This window comes from Nocardiopsis sp. SBT366, from assembly GCF_001083815.1.
In the GTDB taxonomy this organism is placed as follows: domain Bacteria; phylum Actinomycetota; class Actinomycetes; order Streptosporangiales; family Streptosporangiaceae; genus Nocardiopsis; species Nocardiopsis prasina.
The window spans coordinates 1-15,803 of the sequence record NZ_LAVM01000111.1 but is presented as its reverse complement, the minus strand read 5'-3'; the positions used below and the strand labels follow the sequence as shown (position 1 = coordinate 15,803).

Below are 15,803 nucleotides of genomic sequence, written 5' to 3'. Positions count from 1 at the left end.
CTGACCGCCGGGCGGGGCGGGCGGCTCCTGGTGGCAGGGACGGTCCGCGGAGGACCCGCACCGCCCCGAACCGCTGTACCTCGCGGCCGCGCTCGTGGTGTGCGGCCCGGTGGGGGCGGCCCTGGTGGTGGGCGGGCTGCTGCCCGTCGCGGCGGCCGCCGTCTGCTGCGTCGTGATGGGGGTCGGCATGGGGATCGCCATGCCGCGCGTCAGTTCGACGGTGATGACCCTCTCCCCGGTGAAGCTCCAGGGCCGCAACGGGTCGGCCCTCCAGATCGCGGAGTCCGTCGTGACCTCCGCCCTGGTCGCCGTCGCCGGGGCCGTCCTGACCGCCTCGTCGCTCGTCGGGTACCTGCCCGTCTACGCGCTGGTCGGGGCCGTGGCGCTGGCCGCCCTCGGCGTCACCCTCACCCTGCGCCCGGTCCGCGGCCCCGTGGACGGGCCGAGCGGGGAGGAGGGCGGAGCGCCACACCATGAGGGCGGGGACGGTGTTGAGGGCTCCCGGTGAGGTTCCGCCCGAGGGGCGGCGGGCCCCGGAATGACCGGGGCCCGTGCTGAGTCAGCAGGCCGTGCGGGATCAGAAGGGGCGGTCGCCCACGATCGCGACGCGCTCGGCCACGCGCGGGTGCGGGTGGTAGTCGTTCACCGCGTAGTGCTGGGTGGCGCGGTTGTCCCAGAAGGCGACCGAGTCGCGCTCCCACCGGAAGCGCACCTGGAACTCGGGAGTGTGCGCCTGCTGGAAGAGGTAGCGCAGCAGTTCGTCGCTCTCCGCCTTCTCCATCCCCACGATCCGGGTGGTGAAGGAGACGTTGACGAAGAGGGTGCGTCGCCCGGTCTCGGGGTGCACGCGGACCACGGGGTGCTCGACGGGCGGGAAGCGGTCCTGCCACTCCAGCAGGCGGTCCTCGTCCAGGAACCGGACGAAGCCGGGAATCACGTCGTGCACCGCGGTGCGCCCCTCGATGCGCTCCTTGACGTCCTGGGGCAGGTTGTCGTAGGCGGCGGCCATGTCCGCCCACATGGTGTCGCCGCCGACCGGCGGGACCTCCACCAGGCGCAGGATGGCGCCGAGGGCGGGCGCCTCGCGCCAGGTGACGTCGGTGTGCCAGACGTTCTCGTAGCTGGGCGGGGCCTCGCCCTTGGCGAACCGGGCGATGTGCGCGTCGTCGCCCTGCTCGATGAACGGGTTGGTCTCCAGCTCACCCCACAGGCGGGCGATCTCCTGTTGGCGGGCGGAGTCGATGGGCTGGTCGCGGAAGAAGATCACCTTGAACTCCAGGAGCGCGCGGTTGAGCTCGTCGCGCAGCTCCTCACCGATCTCGTCCCGGAGGTCGATCCCGTGGATCTCCGCCCCGATGAGCGCCCCGAGCGGCCGGACCTCGAACAGTTCGTAGGGGCGGGAGACGGCGCCCTCGGGGAGGCGGCTCAGCGTGCGGGGCCCCTCGACGAGGGCGGTGTCCACTGCGGAGCACTCCCGGAGGGTCCGGGTGGCTGCGGAGTCGGCGGTCAGGGTCATTTTTCCTGCCTTTCTGGTCGGAAATAACGACAAAGCGGATCGTCGGGTGTGGAGCATGGTGGGTGATCACGGAAAGCGCTGGTCAACCCCTACCCGAAGGCAGGGGGATCGACGCACCGGACGTCACGGGCCAGGGGCCCGGAGGGTCAACGGCGTGGAGGGGAACCCAGGCGGCCACGGCGCAGGATCAGGCCCGGCGTTCCGCGGCGGGCCCGCGCGGACCGGCGTGCGGTCGGGCGGCTCTGCAAGGGGGTTCCCATAGGAGCGAGGGTGAGGCACCGGGGGCCGCCCTGTCAACCACCCCGAACCCACACACACGTGACCAGCAGGGATAAAGTAGCCCCCGCCTCGCCCTTGCTGAACGGAGTCCCATGTCCCCCGGTCCCGCCCCCCGTACACTCGCGTGCGCCCTGGTCCTCCTGCTTCCCCTCACTGCGTGCGGGACCTCCGACGACGCCTCCGAGAACGAGGCCGCTTCCCGGTCCGCCGAGGGCGCGTTCCCCGTGACCGTGGAGCACGAGTTCGGCAGCACCACCATCGAGGAGGAACCCACCCGGGTGGTCACCCTCGGCGTCACGGACGCCGACGCGGTCCTGGCGCTGGATCTCGTGCCCGTCGGCAACACGGGCTACTCGTTCTACGAGTCCGGGCTCGGCCCGTGGACCGACGAACTGGTCGGCGACGCGGAGCTGACCCGGATCGACTCCGACTCCGAGCCCAACGTCGAGCAGATCGCCAACCTCGTCCCCGACCTCATCGTCGGCGTCTCCGCCGGGTTCGACGAGGCCACCTACGAGACCCTGTCCCAGATCGCACCCGTGGTCGCCCGGCCGGAGGGCACGGCCGCCTACACCGTGCCCCGGGACGAGGCCACACAGATCATCGCGACCGCCCTCGGGCGCTCCGAGGAGGGCGCCGCCCTCAACGCCGTCACCGACGAGCTCTTCGAGCAGGCGCGCGCCGAGTACCCCGGGTTCGAGGGACTCGACGGGACCGCCGTCCTGCCCTACGACGGCAAGTACGGTGCCTACCTGCCCGGTGACGCCCGCGGCCGGTTCCTCGTGTCGCTGGGGTTCACCATCCCCGAGCCGATCAGCGAGCGGGACAGCGGGGACGACTTCTTCGTGGAGCTGTCCACTGAACGGGTCGACCTGCTCGACGGCGACCTGCTGCTGGTGATGAGCGACGACGCGGACTTCGACATCACCGAGGGCGCCAGCGTGTTCGAGTCGCTCGACGTGGTGCGCGAGGACGCCGTCGTCACCACCTCCCTGGACGAGCGCGGCGCGGTCACCTACAACTCCGTGCTGTCCGTGCCCTACGCCCTGGAGCACCTGGCGCCGCGCATCGGCGAGGCCGTCTCCTAGGCGGTCAATTCGCGTGCGGCGCGGCGCCCGGTCCGGTAGGAAGGGGCCCGGCACCGTGTCGGCACCACGTCAAGGAAAGGGAGGGATAACGCGATGAAGACCTGCGCCAACCTCACCGCGCCCGAGTCCATCCGACCAGCGGAGCACCGCTGACCCCTCGGGCGCCCTCCCACCGGAGCGTGCTTTGACCACCGAGAACGACCGCTTCACCCTGCGCCCGATCACCGGGCGCGCGGAGCTGGACCTCTTCAACCGGCTCCCCTACACCCTCAACCACGAGTTCGCCGACGACCTCGACGCCGGACGACGGCGTCCCGGCTGGATGTGGGTCACCCTGCGTGGAGACCGCCTCGTCGCCCGAGTCGCGTGGTGGGGTTCCCCGGACGACGACGCCCCCTTCCTGTTGGACGTCCTCGACGTCGACGACGAGTCCGGCGACCCCAGCCGCGTGGACGACCTCGAACGGCTCCTGCTCACCGCGACGGCCCGGGTCGTTCCCCCGGGCCAGTCCCCGCCGAACCACGTCCGCTACGTCCCCCTCGACTGGCGTACGCGCCCGGAGGCGGGACGGCCGGTCCGGGATCGGCTGACCGCCCTGGAACGGAACGGCGCGCGCCTGCTCGTGGAACGGGTCCGCCTGGAGTGGCACCCCGGAACACCGGTTCCGCCACCGAGCGGGCGTCTCGGGTTCCGCCGTGTACGGGACACCGAGGAGCTCCTCGGTCTGATGACCCGGGTCCTGGACGGCACCCTGGACGAGCACAGCCGAGTCAACCTGGCCCGGACGACCCCGCGCGAGGAGTCCGAGCGCATGTTCGCGGACGAGCTGGCCCGCTACACCAGCCCCCGGGACTGGTGGCGGATCGCGACCCTGCCCGACGGGACTCCCGTCGGCTTCGTCACGCCAGCCCGCAACGACTACAACCCCGTGATCGGCTACCTCGCGATCGTGCCCGAGCACCGGGGCAACGGGTACATCGACGACGTGCTCGCCGAGGGCACGCGTATCCTCGCCGACCTGGGGGTCCCGCGGATCCGCGCCGCGACGGACCTGCACAACACACCGATGGTCGACTCCTTCCTGCGGACGGGGTACGTCGACACCGAACGGGTCCTCCACACGACCTGGGACTGATCCGGGAGGCCTGAGGGGCGGGCTGACCAGCGGCCCGCCCCTCGTAGGCTGGAGTCCCCGGGCGCGTCACCGCGCCCGCGCCCCGCCACCACGGCACGACCCAGATCGGATCTCCTTGTACCTGTCCCGCATCAGTCTCAACCCCCAGCGCAGCGCCGGAATGGACCAGTGGGCGGTGATGAGCAAGGCCGTGCGCAGGGCCCTCGCCCCCGCCCCCGGCACCGAGGCCCGGGTGCTCTGGACTCGCCTGTCCCCCACCATGCTGGTGGTCAGCTCCGACACCGCCCCCGCCTGGGGCAAGATCCCCGGCGCGGTCTCGGCCTCGATCCAGCCGATGACCCGGCACGTGGAGGGTGAGACCGTGCGTTGGGAGTTGGTCACCGCGCCGACCGCTCAGCGCGAGGTGGCACCCTCCGAAGAGGGCGGGAAGCCGCGCAGCAAGAAGGTCGCGCTGCCGGAGGAGAAGTTCGAGGCGTGGCTGGACCAGAAGCTGGGTGAGGCCCTCCAGGTGACGGCGGCGGAGTGGAAGCGCCTGGGTGGTCGTCCCGCCCGCCACCACTTCACCGGGGAGGCCGTGGTCCGGGACAGCGAGGCGCTCCAGGAGCTGGCGTTGAACGGCGTCGGCGGGGGCACCGCCACCGGCGCGGGTCTGCTCCTCACCTCTCCGTTGGAGACCCCCTAGAGCGTCGTCGGGGCCGACGGGATCGGTGAGCGCCTCCGGAAACCTCCGTAACGGGATTTCCACGAAACAGTTCTCATTTCATCCATCTGTCGCAAACTCGCGTAGGAGTGTTGCAATCGGCGGGCAAATCATGAAGGTTTTCTCCTAAGCCCGAGCTGACCGTCGCACACGGGCACCGGAGCGCCCGACGGGGGCGCCCCGTGTCCCCGGCTGCCGTGCGGCGCAAGCCTGAAGGAGCAACCTTGGCGTACCCGAACCGGAACCGACCCTCCACACACCACGAGACCTCGGCTCCGTTCCCCCGCACCGCCGCACCACCCGCCCGCCCACGGACCGCGCTCTTCGCGGGAGCCCTCGCCGCGGCTCTGGCCGCGGCGCTGGTCCACGCCCCGCAGGCCGCCGCCGCGCCGGAGCCGGTGAATCAGCCGCTCTGCGAGACCGACCCCGACACACCGCCCAAACACCAGATGCGGGCCGAGTGGATCGCCGGGGTGCAGAACATCGACTGGCCCACGTCGCAGGGCCAGACCCCGGAACGGCAGCAGGCCGACCTGACCGACCTGTACGACGAGGCCGTGGACAACGGACTCAACGCCGTGTTCGTACAGATCAGACCCACCGCCGACGCCTTCTGGCCGTCACCGTACGAACCCTGGTCCGAGTGGCTCACCGGCGAGCAGGGCGGCGACCCCGGGTACGACCCGCTGGAGTTCGCGGTCGAGGAGGCGCACGCCCGCAACCTGGAGTTCCACGCCTGGTACAACCCGTACCGCGTGGCCATGCACGACGACGTCAACGCCCTGGTCCAGGACCACCCGGCCCGCCAGAACCCCGACTGGGTGTTCGAGTACGGCGGGAAGCTGTACTACGACCCGGGGGTCCCCGAGGCGCGCGAGTTCGTGATCGAGGCGATGATGCACTCGGTCGAGAACTACGACCTCGACGGCGTGCACTTCGACGACTACTTCTACCCGTACCCGGTCTCGGGCGAGGTGATCCCGGACGCGGCCACCTACGCCGAGCACGGGAGCGCGTTCGACGACATCGGGGACTGGCGTCGGGACAACGTCGACCTCATGGTGCGGGGCATGAGCGAGGCGGTGAACGACGTGAAGCCGTACGTGAAGTTCGGCATCAGCCCGTTCGGCATCTGGCGCAACTCCAGCACCGACCCCAACGGATCGGACACCAACGGCTCCCAGTCCTACGACAACCAGTTCGCCGACAGCCGCAAGTGGGTGCTGGAGGGCTGGCTCGACTACATCAACCCGCAGATCTACTGGGAGATCGGTCTGCCCGTCGCGGACTACTCCGTCCTCGTCCCCTGGTGGGAGGAGGTGGCGGAGGGTACCGACACCCACCTGTACGTCGGGCAGGCCGCCTACAAGGTGGGCAACGCGGGTGCCTGGCAGGACCCGAACGAGCTCTCCTCGCACCTGGACCTCAACCGCGACCACCCCGGGGTGCAGGGGGACGTGTACTTCAGCGCCACCTCGCTGCGCACCAACGCGCGCCAGGCCATGGAGATCGTGGTCGAGGACCACTACTCCAGCCCGGCGCTGGTCCCGGTCAAGGAGGACCTCGGCGGAACCGTCCCGGCCCCGCCGAGGGTGACCGCGAACGGTGAGGGCGCCCTGGAGATCGCGCCCGGCCCGGGTGAGGCCCCCGCGTACTACGCGGTGTACGCCTTCGACGGCCAGCCCGCCAGGGGCCAGGCCCCCTGCGGGATCGAGGACCCGCGCGCCATGCTCGGTACCGTGCGGGCGGGCGACGACGGCACCGCGACGTACACGGTGCCCCAGTCCGCGGACACCACGTACTACGTGACCGCCGTGCACCGGCTGCACCACGAGAGCCGCGCGAGCAAACCGGAGTACCTGCCCTAGGAGCTGACCGTGGGGCCCGGCACCGCATGTGCCGGGCCCCTCGTGCGTTCGTGTGGCCTTGGGGAACGGTTCGGCCGACCCACGGACGTACCCCAGCGGGGTAGGGGTACGCTGGCGCACATGTCGCCGTCGGAGCCGAGCAGCCGCACGGGGCTCGCCTGGACGCGGGTCCTGTTGTTCGCCGCGCTGCTCTTCGGGTTCTCGGCCATGCACACCCTGGGCCACCTCCAGCACGAGGCGCACGCCTCGACCGGCTCCCCGACGGTCCAGCTCGCACAGCCCACGCAGGCCCCGCACGCGCCGCCCCTCGCGACCGGGACCACGACGGACAACGCGACGGCGTCCCATGACGGTGCGGCCCGAGCCGATCACGCGTCCGCGACGGCCTCAGTGCTCCCCGATCTGGACCCGACCTCGGTCTGCCTCACCCTCGGCTCCTTCGTGGTCGTGTTGCTGGGAGTGGCCGCCGTCGCCTTCGTGCGCTGGCCCGGGGCGTCGGCCGACCCCGTCGCCCCGTTCCGGCGCGCACCCCTGCCGCCCTTCCCCACCCCGGACCAACCCTCCCTGGCCCGACTCCAGGTGCTGCGCGTCTAGATGCCCGCGCGGACCCTGCACACGTGGTGCTGGCTCCGCGCCCACGCGCCACTGACGGCCGCGCCGGACCCGGTTCCCGCGCGGCGAGGAGACTCCCAGGAGGAAGGGTCGACATGACCTCGTACCAGCGTGCCCTGAAGCAGCGAGCCCTCACCACGGCCGCCGCCGCGCTCGCCACCGCCCTGTTCGCCACCGCCTGCGGTGACGCGGGCGGCGACACCGCCGACACCACGTCGGAGAGCGAGGAGCAGGTGGCGGAGTCCAACGACGCGGACGTCGTGTTCGCGCGGATGATGATCCCCCACCACGAGCAGGCCGTCACCATGGCCGACTTCGCCGACACCCGTGCGGGTGACGAGGTCGGGGAACTGGCGGTGGAGATCCGCGACGCCCAGGGGCCGGAGATCGAACAGATGGAGACGCTGCTCGACTCCTGGGGAGCCGGCCGCGGGTCCGACATGGACCACTCCGACATGGGCGGAATGCTCACCGAGGAGCAGATGAACGAGCTGGGGAACGCCGAGGGCGACCGGTTCGACACCCTGTTCCTGGAGTTCATGGTGCTGCACCACGAGGGGGCCGTGGAGATGGCCCGTGCCGAGCTCGACGACGGGATCAACCCCGAGGCCCGCGAGCTGGCCCAGGAGATCGTCGACGCCCAGGAGGCCGAGATCCGGCAGATGAACGAGATGCTGGGGGCCGAGGGCTCCGAGGGAGAGGGCCCCGGCGCGGAGGCCACCGACGACGGAGACCACTCGGGTCACTGAGGTCCTGCGGGTGCGGGGCCGGTGCGCGGACACCGGTCCCGCTCCGCGGGGAACCGAGGTCGGACCCGAGAGCCTGGAGAGCAATGAACGACAGAACGCACCACCGCACACGGGTCCTCACCGCGATGGCCGCGGCGGGACTGATCACCGTCACCTCCGCCTGCGCCGAAGGGGGCGACGACGTTGGCGCCCAGGCGGGGGACGGTGTGGCCAACACCGTGGGCGTCGCCCTGCCGGACGAGGCCCAGCACGTGCACGGCGCCGGGGTGGACCCGGAGTCCGGGGAGGTCCTGGTGGCCTCGCACGCGGGCCTGTTCACACTGCCCGCCCCGGACCGGCTCACCCGGGAGGCGACCGTCCCGGCACACGTCGGACCCGCGATCGACCTCATGGGGTTCGCGGTGCGGGGCCCCGGCCACTACCTGGCCAGCGGGCATCCGGAGGGGGACACGGACATGCCGGACCCGGTGGGGTTGATCGAGACCCGCGACGGCGGGCGCAGCTGGGAGGCTCTCTCCCTGTCCGGAGAGTCCGACTTCCACGCGCTGGCCTCCGCCGGTGACCTGGTGGTCGGTTTCGACGGCGCGCTGCGCGCGACCGAGGACGGGGTCGACTGGAGGGACCTGGACCCGGGGGTGGAGGCGTCCGCGCTGGCCGTCTCGGACGACGGCCGGACCGTCGTGGCCACCACGCCGCGGGGGCCGATGCGCTCCACCGACGGCGGAGCCGGGTTCGCGGCGGTGCCGGAGGCTCCCCCGCTGGCGCTGGTCGACTGGGTCCCCGGGGGTTCGACGGTCTTCGGGGTGGCCGTGGACGGCGGCGTGTACCGCAGCGACGACGCCGGTGAGAGCTGGGAGCGCACCGGTGGGCTGTCAGGTACGCCGGAGGCGTTGCACGCCGACGAGGACCAGGTCATCGTGGTGGCCGACCTCCTCGTGGCACGGTCCACGGACGGGGGCGCCACCTTCGACGCCTGGTGACGGGCGGGAGGATGTGCCGTTCCCCGCCTCGGGAGCCCAGCAGCGCGGCGGCGTACCTGCCGAACGCGCGGACGGTGATGGTGGAGGGCACGGGGCACATGACGCACGTGGACCGGCCCGAGGCCTGGCTCGACGCGTTGGACGCGTTCCTGTCCGAGCCGTGACCCCGGGCCGGGTCCGCTGTCCGCCGGTCTCCGGCTATCCGGCGGCGGCCGGGATGACGCTGCCCTGGTACTCCTCCTCGATGAACCGGACCGTCTCCGGGGAGGTCAGCAGTTCGACGAGGGTGGCCACGCGCGGGTCGTCGGCGTTGTCGGAGCGGGCCGCGAGGACGTTCACGTAGGCGTTGCCCTCGACCTCCTCCAGGAGGATCGAGTCCTCCTCGAAGTCCAGCCCGGCCTCCTGCGCGTAGTTGTTGTTGACGATGGCCGCGTCGACGTCGTCCAGGGAGCGGGGCAGCTGCGCGGCCTCCACCTCGCGGAAGTCGAGGTCGAGCGGGTTCTCCTCGATGTCGTTCAGGCTGAAGGTGGCCTCGTCGATCCCGTCGGCGAGGGTGATCAGGCCGCCCTCCTCAAGCAGGAGGAGCGCACGGAACTCGTTGGTGGGGTCGTTGGGGAGCGCGACCTCGGCGCCCTCCTCCAGCTCGTCGAGGGAGTCGACGTGGTTGGAGTAGAGGCCGAGCGGCGGCAGGTAGATCTGCTCGACGGCGACCAGGTCGGTGCCGTTGCCCTCGTTGTACTCGAGCAGGAACGGCTCGTGCTGGTAGAGGTTGACGTCCAGCTGTCCCTCGGCGAGGGCGGCGTTGGGCGCGATGTAGTCGGAGAACTCCCGGATGTCCAGGTCGAGCCCGGCGTCGGCGGCCAGCTCCTCCTGGACGAACGCGAGGACGTCACCGGCCGGGACGGCGGTGGCCCCGACGACGAGGGTGTCCGCGTCTTCGGAGGGGGCCGACGCGTTCTCGGAGGGGGCGCCGCAGGCGGTCACCGCGAAGAGGGCCAGGGCGGCGGGGACGGCGATGGTGGCGCGGCGCATGAGGGTCCTTTGCATACTGCGGACTGGTGGTTCCAGGGAACGGGAGAAGGGTCCCGCATTTCCTATTAACCCGATCTTAAATCAGATATAACCGGGAATCCCAGTCCTCGTGACCAACCGCACAGGCCCTGACCAGCCCGAAGGGCAATGGTCAACCCTTGAAGGATCGCACACCGGCTTGCGCGGGCCGCACGGCGGGGTCACCGAGCGAAAGGACCACTCCGTGGGCCGGAAAGCCCTGCCGCGTCAGGCTTGTACGCGGGGAGGATGCCGCCTAGCATCCAGCAATGCGTACCCCCTCACCCCTTCCTGACCGGTTGACCGGCTGCCTGATCGGCGGCGCGATCGGGGACGCGCTCGGCGCTCCCGTCGAGGGCCTCGGGCTCGACCAGATTCTGGAACGCCACGGCCCCCAGGGGCTGACCGAGTACGTCGAGGGCTCCTACGGGATCGGCGCGATCACGGACGAGACCCAGCTGACCCTGCGCACCTGCGACGCCCTCGTCCGGGCCTCCGTGCGCGCACGGAACAAGGGGATCAGTGGGGCCGCGGTGAGCATGGTCCGGACGGCCTACGTGGACTGGGCGCGGATCCACCGCGACCCCGCCCGGTCGGGTCCGACCGTCGACCCCTTGCACGCTCCACGCGGCTACGGGGCCGCCACCGTCGCGGCGCTGCGTGAGACCGGGGCGTGGAAGCCGGTCAACAACTCCAAGGGGTGCGCCGCCGTGGTGCGCGTGGCCCCCTGCGGGTTCGGTGCGGGGGACGCCGAGCGCGCCTTCGAGCTGGCCACCGAGGTGGCGGCCCTGACCCACGGTCACCGAACCGCCCACCTGGCCGCCGGTGTGTTCGCCTCGACGGTGTGGGGGCTGGTCCGCGGAGGCGAGATCGCCGACTCCCTGGCCCGGGCCCGGGAGTTGTTGGAGGGGCGCGTCGGCCACGGCGAGGTCTCACGGGCGCTGGACGCCGCCGTCGCGAAGGCGCACTCCGGGGTGCCCACCGCCCGGGACCTGGCCGAACTCGGCGACGGCTGGACCTCAGAGGAGGCCCTGGCGGTGGCGGTGTGCGTGGCCCTGCGCGCCGAGGACCTCGCTGCCCAGGGCGGCGCCCCGAACACGGCCGGGATCGGCCAATCCGCGCTGCGGTCGGCGGTCAACCACTCGGGGGACAGCGACACCCTCGGGGCACTGTGCGGGAACCTGGTCGGCGCCCGGTACGGGGTGCACGCCTTTCCCGGACACTGGCAGTCCCAGCTGGAGGTGCGGGAGCGGGTGATCGGCCTGGCCGCCGACGCCGCCCTGGAGTACGGTCCCTGCCCTCCCGCCGCACTGGACCACGACGGCGCCCACGAGACCTGGACCGTGGCCCACTTCGAGCGGTGACCGGGTCACCGGGGCACGAAGCTAGCCCCCCGCGACCCCGGCCCGGCGTTCGAGTTCGAGGTGGCGCTCCTCGACCCGGAACCCCAGGGCCACGTTGATGTCGCGCATGTAACCGTTGCCCACGGCGTTCCAGGTGCGCACCGCCGGGCGGTCGGGGAAGTCGCGTACCAGGCGCTCCAGGTTGTGGACCTTGAGCGCCTGGCCCAGACGACGGCCCCGGTGCGCACCCGTCACCAGGGTGTCCTCCTGACCCACGACGTCCTCCCCGGCCACCAGGGACAGGACGGTGAAGCCCGCGAGTTCGCCCGAGGGTGCCTGCGCGACGGTGACCAGGGCGACCGTGCCCGCCCTCGCGCGCCGCGCCTCCAGCGCACGGACGCGTTCCACGTCCCAGGCCTGGGGGACGTACGACATGTCCCCGGAGGGCATGTCCCGCTGCATGACCGTGTACAGGTCGGCGTAGGCCTCGACCAGGTCGTCGGGGCAGGCTCCGGTCCACTCGCGCATCCGGTAGTCGCCCATGTCCGGGCGCAGCCGGGCGAGAAGCTCCGGGTCCACGGGAAGGTCCAGCAGGAGGGAGTCCTCCTCCAACCCCACCGTGAAACCGTGCCCGAGCGCGAACCGGGATCCCGGCCAGGACCGCCGCGACCACCCGGACGGCACGGGGACCTCCGCGACGGCGACCGTGCGGCCCAGTTCCGCCATCCGCAGTTCGGCCTCCGCCAGCAGACGTGCGCCCAGGCCGCGACCGCGGCGGTCGGGGGCCACGGTCACGCACACGTCGGCGTACTCGGTGTTCTCCTTCAGGGACAGTTCCAGCCTCAGGGTGCCCACGATCCGGTCGCCCTCCCAGTCCGCGTGGAGCTGGTGGGCGGCGTCGTCGCGTTCGGCGGTCACCGCCCCGCGCAGGGCCTCGCGCGGGATGACGCCCCCGGTCTCCCGACCCTCCAGCCAGGCCTCCCGGTAGGCCTCGTACCAGGAGTCGAAGGCGCGGGCGTCGTGCGGATCGATCCGACCGATCATGGGCGGGTACCTCCAGGCGTGGTGTCGGCCCCGACATCATGCACGGAGCGGCCCCGCGGGGGCCAGACGTTTTCGCCGTGTCCCGGGGCGGCCTGAGCAAAGGCTCCGGCCGCCCCGGCGCACGGGTCAGGCCAGGTGGGAGCGGACCGCCTCACGGATGTGCTCCGAGTGGAGGTAGATGTCGTCCAGGGAGCCCAGCAGGTGCCGGGTCTCGTTCTTGGCGGCGTCGAACGTGCCGAGGTACTTCCTGGACTTGCCGTTGAAGTGCAGACGGGCGATCGGCTTGCGGTTGTTGTCGTCCAGCAGGACCGCGAAGTAGGACTTCGAGTCCCGGTGAACGACCCGCTGGGGCTTGACCTCGCTGCACGCGATGGCCTTCACGATCCGGTAGCCCTCCAGTTCCTCGAGGGTGGTCTCGATCCCGTCGCCGCGTTCGACCTCCTCCGCCTCGTCGGTCTCCTCGGCGCCGTCGGTCTCCCCGCCGGGCTCGGGAAGGCTGAAACCTGTGGTCAGGGCGGACTTCAGACGGCTGTTGACCTGGTCGTTGAGGAACTGGGCCCCGGCCTCCCGGACCAGGGGGCCGAACTGCTCACGGGCGCGACGGGTGAACTGGCCCGTGTGGACCCGGCTGGTGAAGAACCTGATCCAGTCGTCCTCCGGCTCCTGGAACTGGGCGGCGAAGGTGCGCTTGATCTCCCCGAGGTACTTGAGCTTCTCGGCGGAGCTGATCACCGACTCCAGGTCGAAGGCGTCCTTGGTGAGCTTGCGCAGTTCCGGGAGGAGGGATTCGTCGACGTCGTTGAGGTCCAGGACCAGAAAGGGCTTGGAGTCCATCCGGTTGGGCGAGTCGAGGTCGGTGTAGAACTGGTAGACGACACCGTTGGTGAGCACCGCGACACGCGCGTTGGTGACGCTGAAGTAGCGGTAGAGCTGCGAGGCGTGTTCGACCGTGAGCGAGCCATTCGACTTCTTGCACTCGACGAGTATCCGCACCTCGTCGTCCCACATGATGGCGTAGTCGACCTTCTCACCCTTCTTCACGCCGACGTCCGCCGTGAACTCGGGGACGACCTCGCGGGGATCGAAGACGTCGTAGCCGAGAACCGTCGAGATGAACGGCATCACCAGGGCGTTCTTCGTCGCCTCCTCGGTTCCGATGAGGTCCTGCTGCTGCCGCGCCTTCGCGGCCACAGCGGCGATCCGCTCGCTGAATTCCATGCGCACTCCTCCGCCACAATTCGATGCGAAGACACTAGCAACAGGGGAAGTACAACAAGAGACCAGAAACTCATTCGTTATGCCCTTTGTTCGGAGAAATGATCATCTCCGGCTTTTCAGCGCTTCCGGTAAACGAAATTCCCCGATCCGCGTCGTCGACGCCGGAAATGCGGAACGGGTGGGACTGGCCCGAACTCGGAGCCGTGTCCCACCCGAGGGTCCGTACTGGTCAGAGGGCCTCGTCCGGCTGCGCGGGAACACCCACGGCCTCGGCGAGCGCGGCACCGAAGGCGGCCATCCCCTGGGCGTTGGGGTGCAGCGGCGCGGCCACGCTGGTGGGGATCAGACCCTCCAGGTAGCGCTCGCCATGCGGCGCGCACACGTCGTGCCCGACGCTGACGGCGGCGAGGTCGACGTAGGTGCCGCCGTGCGCGAGGGTCTGGCGTTCCAGGGTGTCGTTGAGTCGGTTGACCGAACCCTGGACGTAGTCGGCGTCGCGGCCCCACACGGGCTGGACCGGCCAGCAGCCGCCCTCGCGGACGTAGGTGCCGTAGCCCGCGACCACGATCTGCGCCTGGGGAGCGCGGTCGCGGATCTCTCCCAGGGCCTGGGCGAGCACGGGCTCCCAGGCGTCGATGTCCTCGGCGATGCGGTCGGTGGTGCCGCCCTCGGTGAAGCGGTCCGCGCAGGAGCGCCCCAGCGGTTCACGCAGGAGGTTGACACAGCTCAGCGCGGCGCCGACCAGCTCGACGTCGTTGCCGCCGATGGTCAGGGAGACCAGGTCGGTGTCCTCGTCCAGGGCGTCGTACTGCGGGGGCAGGAAACCGAACTGCTGGCCGGCGAAGTCGGAGACCTTGGCGCCCGAGCAGGTGACGTCGGTGAGGTCGGCGCCGAGGGCGTCGGCGGCGACGCGGGGGTAGTTGCGGTCGGAGCGCAGACAGGCGAGGTTCGGGTCCTGGTCCGGGATGAGTGGCCCGGCGGCCGCGGAGTCGCCGAGCGCCACGTAGGCGAGGGGTTCGACTCCCCCTTCCTCCGCCTGGGCCGGAACGGCCGTAGCCATTCCCACACCCACGGTGACCACTGCGGTCACCGCGATCCTGCCGAACCCTTGCCTGCCCACGGGGCCTCCGTTGGTCGTCGTCGTGTGGCGCTGCTCTCACATGATGTCGAGCCGGATCGGCCCGTGGGCGCGAAAACCACGGAGAGTGATCAGAGCGATGCCTTCCGCCGGGCGTTCGCGCAGGTGGGGACGGCGACCTCCATGTCCCGTGACGATGGGCCGGAACGCGGGCGTCACGGTGGTCCCCGTGGCCCCTCACTGCGCTGGAAACCCTTACGGGGTACTTACTCCGGGCGGGTAGAAGGGTGCATACGACTCCCAACCGGGCCTTGGCCCACGGAAGAAACGAAGAGCGATGATCAGTGACGTGATCGACTGGTTCAAGGGTCTGTTCGGCGATACGGCGGAGCAGGTCACGGACGGGGTGAGCCAGACCCTGGACCAGGTGGGCGGCGGGGCCGAGGAGGCCGTGGGCACCTTCCAGGAGACCGGCCAGGACCTGGTGGGCCAGGATTACGGCCAGGTCGCCGAGGACGCGCTGGGTGGTGTGACCGAGGGTGTCACGGACAACGTGACCGAGAGCGTCCAGGGGTTCCAGGAGCAGGCGGAGACCATCGGAGGTATCGCGGAGGACCCGATGGGCGCCGCCGTGGACGAGGCCCGGGACCGCTTCGGGCAGGACTGACCCGAGGCCGCAGGCGCCCCCGGGGCGACCGGGGGGCCGGGAGAACCAGGTGTCCTCCAGGACCGGGCGCGGCTGGCCTCCCGGGAACGGCCCCGGCCCCTCGGGAGCAGACGGTGACGGAGGGGCTGGCGAGACTGGTCGGCGGACGGCGACCGTGGGCGACGGGTTCGCCAGCGTGGGCTTCGCCCCGCACGCGGCCCGGGAGCCCCCAGCGGCTTCCTCGTTCGGGACAGTGGGGGTGGTGTTCCTGGGCGTACGCACGGGGCGCTCTCGTTCAGCGAGGGGGAACCCCGCGCCTGGCGTGCCACTTCCCCCTACGGCCTCGGCCGACCCCGCTCCGTCGTCCAGGGGTGGGGCCGAATCCGGGCCGCACTCAGCTATACGGCTCCCGAGCTACCTGGGACGGCGTCCCGGTTCAGGAAGCGCTCCCCCAGCACCTGGTCCCCGAGAACCTCCCCTGTCGGTGAGAATCCCAC

At 71.2% G+C, this 15,803-nt stretch carries 16 protein-coding genes; 11 read left to right on the top strand and 5 right to left on the bottom strand.

Features of this window, described 5'->3' with window-relative positions:
• Positions 1 to 109: 109 nt before the first annotated feature.
• Positions 110 to 508 (top strand): hypothetical protein, encoded by a 399-nt coding sequence (locus ADX84_RS23365; protein ID WP_199776679.1) that lies wholly within the window; start codon positions 110 to 112, stop codon positions 506 to 508.
• A gap of 69 nt (positions 509 to 577) precedes the next feature.
• Here ADX84_RS23365 and ADX84_RS23360 read toward each other — a convergent pair whose 3' ends face one another.
• The gene (locus tag ADX84_RS23360) at positions 578 to 1,516 is read right to left on the bottom strand and encodes a TauD/TfdA family dioxygenase (RefSeq protein WP_053107330.1); all 939 of its coding nucleotides are present in this window, start codon (positions 1,514 to 1,516) and stop codon (positions 578 to 580) included.
• 371 nt (positions 1,517 to 1,887) lie between these two features.
• On the opposite strand from ADX84_RS23360, the gene ADX84_RS23355 reads away from it, so the two are divergent.
• From ADX84_RS23355 to ADX84_RS25810, 8 genes are all read left to right on the top strand, one after another.
• Positions 1,888 to 2,883, top strand: a complete 996-nt coding sequence (locus ADX84_RS23355; protein WP_049579208.1) for an iron-siderophore ABC transporter substrate-binding protein — start codon at positions 1,888 to 1,890, stop codon at positions 2,881 to 2,883.
• A gap of 184 nt (positions 2,884 to 3,067) precedes the next feature.
• Positions 3,068 to 4,018, top strand: coding sequence for a GNAT family N-acetyltransferase (locus ADX84_RS23350; RefSeq protein ID WP_049579206.1), 951 nt, complete (start codon positions 3,068 to 3,070; stop codon positions 4,016 to 4,018).
• 115 nt (positions 4,019 to 4,133) lie between these two features.
• On the top strand, positions 4,134 to 4,700 hold the full coding sequence (locus ADX84_RS23345) for a type I-E CRISPR-associated protein Cas6/Cse3/CasE (protein WP_049579204.1): 567 nt from the start codon (positions 4,134 to 4,136) through the stop codon (positions 4,698 to 4,700).
• Positions 4,701 to 4,942: 242 nt separating this feature from the next.
• Complete coding sequence (locus tag ADX84_RS23340) at positions 4,943 to 6,586, top strand: glycoside hydrolase family 10 protein (protein WP_049579202.1); 1,644 nt, start codon at positions 4,943 to 4,945, stop codon at positions 6,584 to 6,586.
• A gap of 120 nt (positions 6,587 to 6,706) precedes the next feature.
• Complete coding sequence (locus tag ADX84_RS23335) at positions 6,707 to 7,180, top strand: hypothetical protein (protein ID WP_049579200.1); 474 nt, start codon at positions 6,707 to 6,709, stop codon at positions 7,178 to 7,180.
• 113 nt (positions 7,181 to 7,293) lie between these two features.
• Positions 7,294 to 7,947: a DUF305 domain-containing protein gene (locus ADX84_RS23330; protein WP_049579197.1), complete on the top strand. Its 654-nt coding sequence runs from the start codon at positions 7,294 to 7,296 to the stop codon at positions 7,945 to 7,947.
• 83 nt (positions 7,948 to 8,030) lie between these two features.
• Positions 8,031 to 8,927, top strand: coding sequence for a F510_1955 family glycosylhydrolase (locus tag ADX84_RS23325; protein ID WP_049579195.1), 897 nt, complete (start codon positions 8,031 to 8,033; stop codon positions 8,925 to 8,927).
• Positions 8,924 to 9,091 (top strand): alpha/beta fold hydrolase, encoded by a 168-nt coding sequence (locus ADX84_RS25810; RefSeq protein ID WP_234004175.1) that lies wholly within the window; start codon positions 8,924 to 8,926, stop codon positions 9,089 to 9,091. The genes ADX84_RS23325 and ADX84_RS25810 overlap by 4 nt, the downstream gene beginning before the upstream one ends.
• 34 nt (positions 9,092 to 9,125) lie before the next feature.
• On the opposite strand, the gene ADX84_RS23320 is transcribed toward ADX84_RS25810, so the two are convergent.
• Positions 9,126 to 9,959, bottom strand: coding sequence for a MetQ/NlpA family ABC transporter substrate-binding protein (locus ADX84_RS23320; RefSeq protein ID WP_049579192.1), 834 nt, complete (start codon positions 9,957 to 9,959; stop codon positions 9,126 to 9,128).
• Between the two features lie 287 nt (positions 9,960 to 10,246).
• On the opposite strand from ADX84_RS23320, the gene ADX84_RS23315 reads away from it, so the two are divergent.
• The gene (locus ADX84_RS23315) at positions 10,247 to 11,341 is read left to right on the top strand and encodes an ADP-ribosylglycohydrolase family protein (protein WP_199776677.1); all 1,095 of its coding nucleotides are present in this window, start codon (positions 10,247 to 10,249) and stop codon (positions 11,339 to 11,341) included.
• 21 nt (positions 11,342 to 11,362) lie between these two features.
• Here the strand turns inward: ADX84_RS23315 and ADX84_RS23310 are convergent, their stop codons facing one another.
• The 3 genes from ADX84_RS23310 to ADX84_RS23300 form a co-directional block, all read right to left on the bottom strand.
• Positions 11,363 to 12,364 (bottom strand): GNAT family N-acetyltransferase, encoded by a 1,002-nt coding sequence (locus ADX84_RS23310; RefSeq protein WP_049579190.1) that lies wholly within the window; start codon positions 12,362 to 12,364, stop codon positions 11,363 to 11,365.
• 126 nt (positions 12,365 to 12,490) lie between these two features.
• On the bottom strand, positions 12,491 to 13,582 hold the full coding sequence (locus tag ADX84_RS23305; protein WP_049579187.1) for a type I restriction enzyme HsdR N-terminal domain-containing protein: 1,092 nt from the start codon (positions 13,580 to 13,582) through the stop codon (positions 12,491 to 12,493).
• A 229-nt stretch (positions 13,583 to 13,811) separates the two neighbouring features.
• Complete coding sequence (locus ADX84_RS23300) at positions 13,812 to 14,702, bottom strand: SGNH/GDSL hydrolase family protein (protein ID WP_234004173.1); 891 nt, start codon at positions 14,700 to 14,702, stop codon at positions 13,812 to 13,814.
• Between the two features lie 295 nt (positions 14,703 to 14,997).
• Between ADX84_RS23300 and ADX84_RS23295 the strand changes: the two genes are divergently transcribed.
• Positions 14,998 to 15,327, top strand: coding sequence for a hypothetical protein (locus ADX84_RS23295; protein ID WP_049579184.1), 330 nt, complete (start codon positions 14,998 to 15,000; stop codon positions 15,325 to 15,327).
• Positions 15,328 to 15,803 lie beyond the last annotated feature (476 nt).

What these genes read in the sequence shown, in the direction of transcription:
- ADX84_RS23295 (WP_049579184.1), top strand. Translation starts at nt 14,998, where the DNA reads ATGATCAGTGACGTGATCGACTGGTTCAAGGGTCTGTTCGGCGATACG.
- ADX84_RS23335 (WP_049579200.1), top strand. Translation starts at nt 6,707, where the DNA reads ATGTCGCCGTCGGAGCCGAGCAGCCGCACGGGGCTCGCCTGGACGCGG.
- ADX84_RS23360 (WP_053107330.1), bottom strand. Translation starts at nt 1,516, where the DNA reads ATGACCCTGACCGCCGACTCCGCAGCCACCCGGACCCTCCGGGAGTGC.
- ADX84_RS23310 (WP_049579190.1), bottom strand. Translation starts at nt 12,364, where the DNA reads ATGATCGGTCGGATCGATCCGCACGACGCCCGCGCCTTCGACTCCTGG.
- ADX84_RS23355 (WP_049579208.1), top strand. Translation starts at nt 1,888, where the DNA reads ATGTCCCCCGGTCCCGCCCCCCGTACACTCGCGTGCGCCCTGGTCCTC.
- ADX84_RS23330 (WP_049579197.1), top strand. Translation starts at nt 7,294, where the DNA reads ATGACCTCGTACCAGCGTGCCCTGAAGCAGCGAGCCCTCACCACGGCC.
- ADX84_RS23320 (WP_049579192.1), bottom strand. Translation starts at nt 9,959, where the DNA reads ATGCGCCGCGCCACCATCGCCGTCCCCGCCGCCCTGGCCCTCTTCGCG.
- ADX84_RS23315 (WP_199776677.1), top strand. Translation starts at nt 10,247, where the DNA reads ATGCGTACCCCCTCACCCCTTCCTGACCGGTTGACCGGCTGCCTGATC.
- ADX84_RS23325 (WP_049579195.1), top strand. Translation starts at nt 8,031, where the DNA reads ATGAACGACAGAACGCACCACCGCACACGGGTCCTCACCGCGATGGCC.
- ADX84_RS23305 (WP_049579187.1), bottom strand. Translation starts at nt 13,582, where the DNA reads ATGGAATTCAGCGAGCGGATCGCCGCTGTGGCCGCGAAGGCGCGGCAG.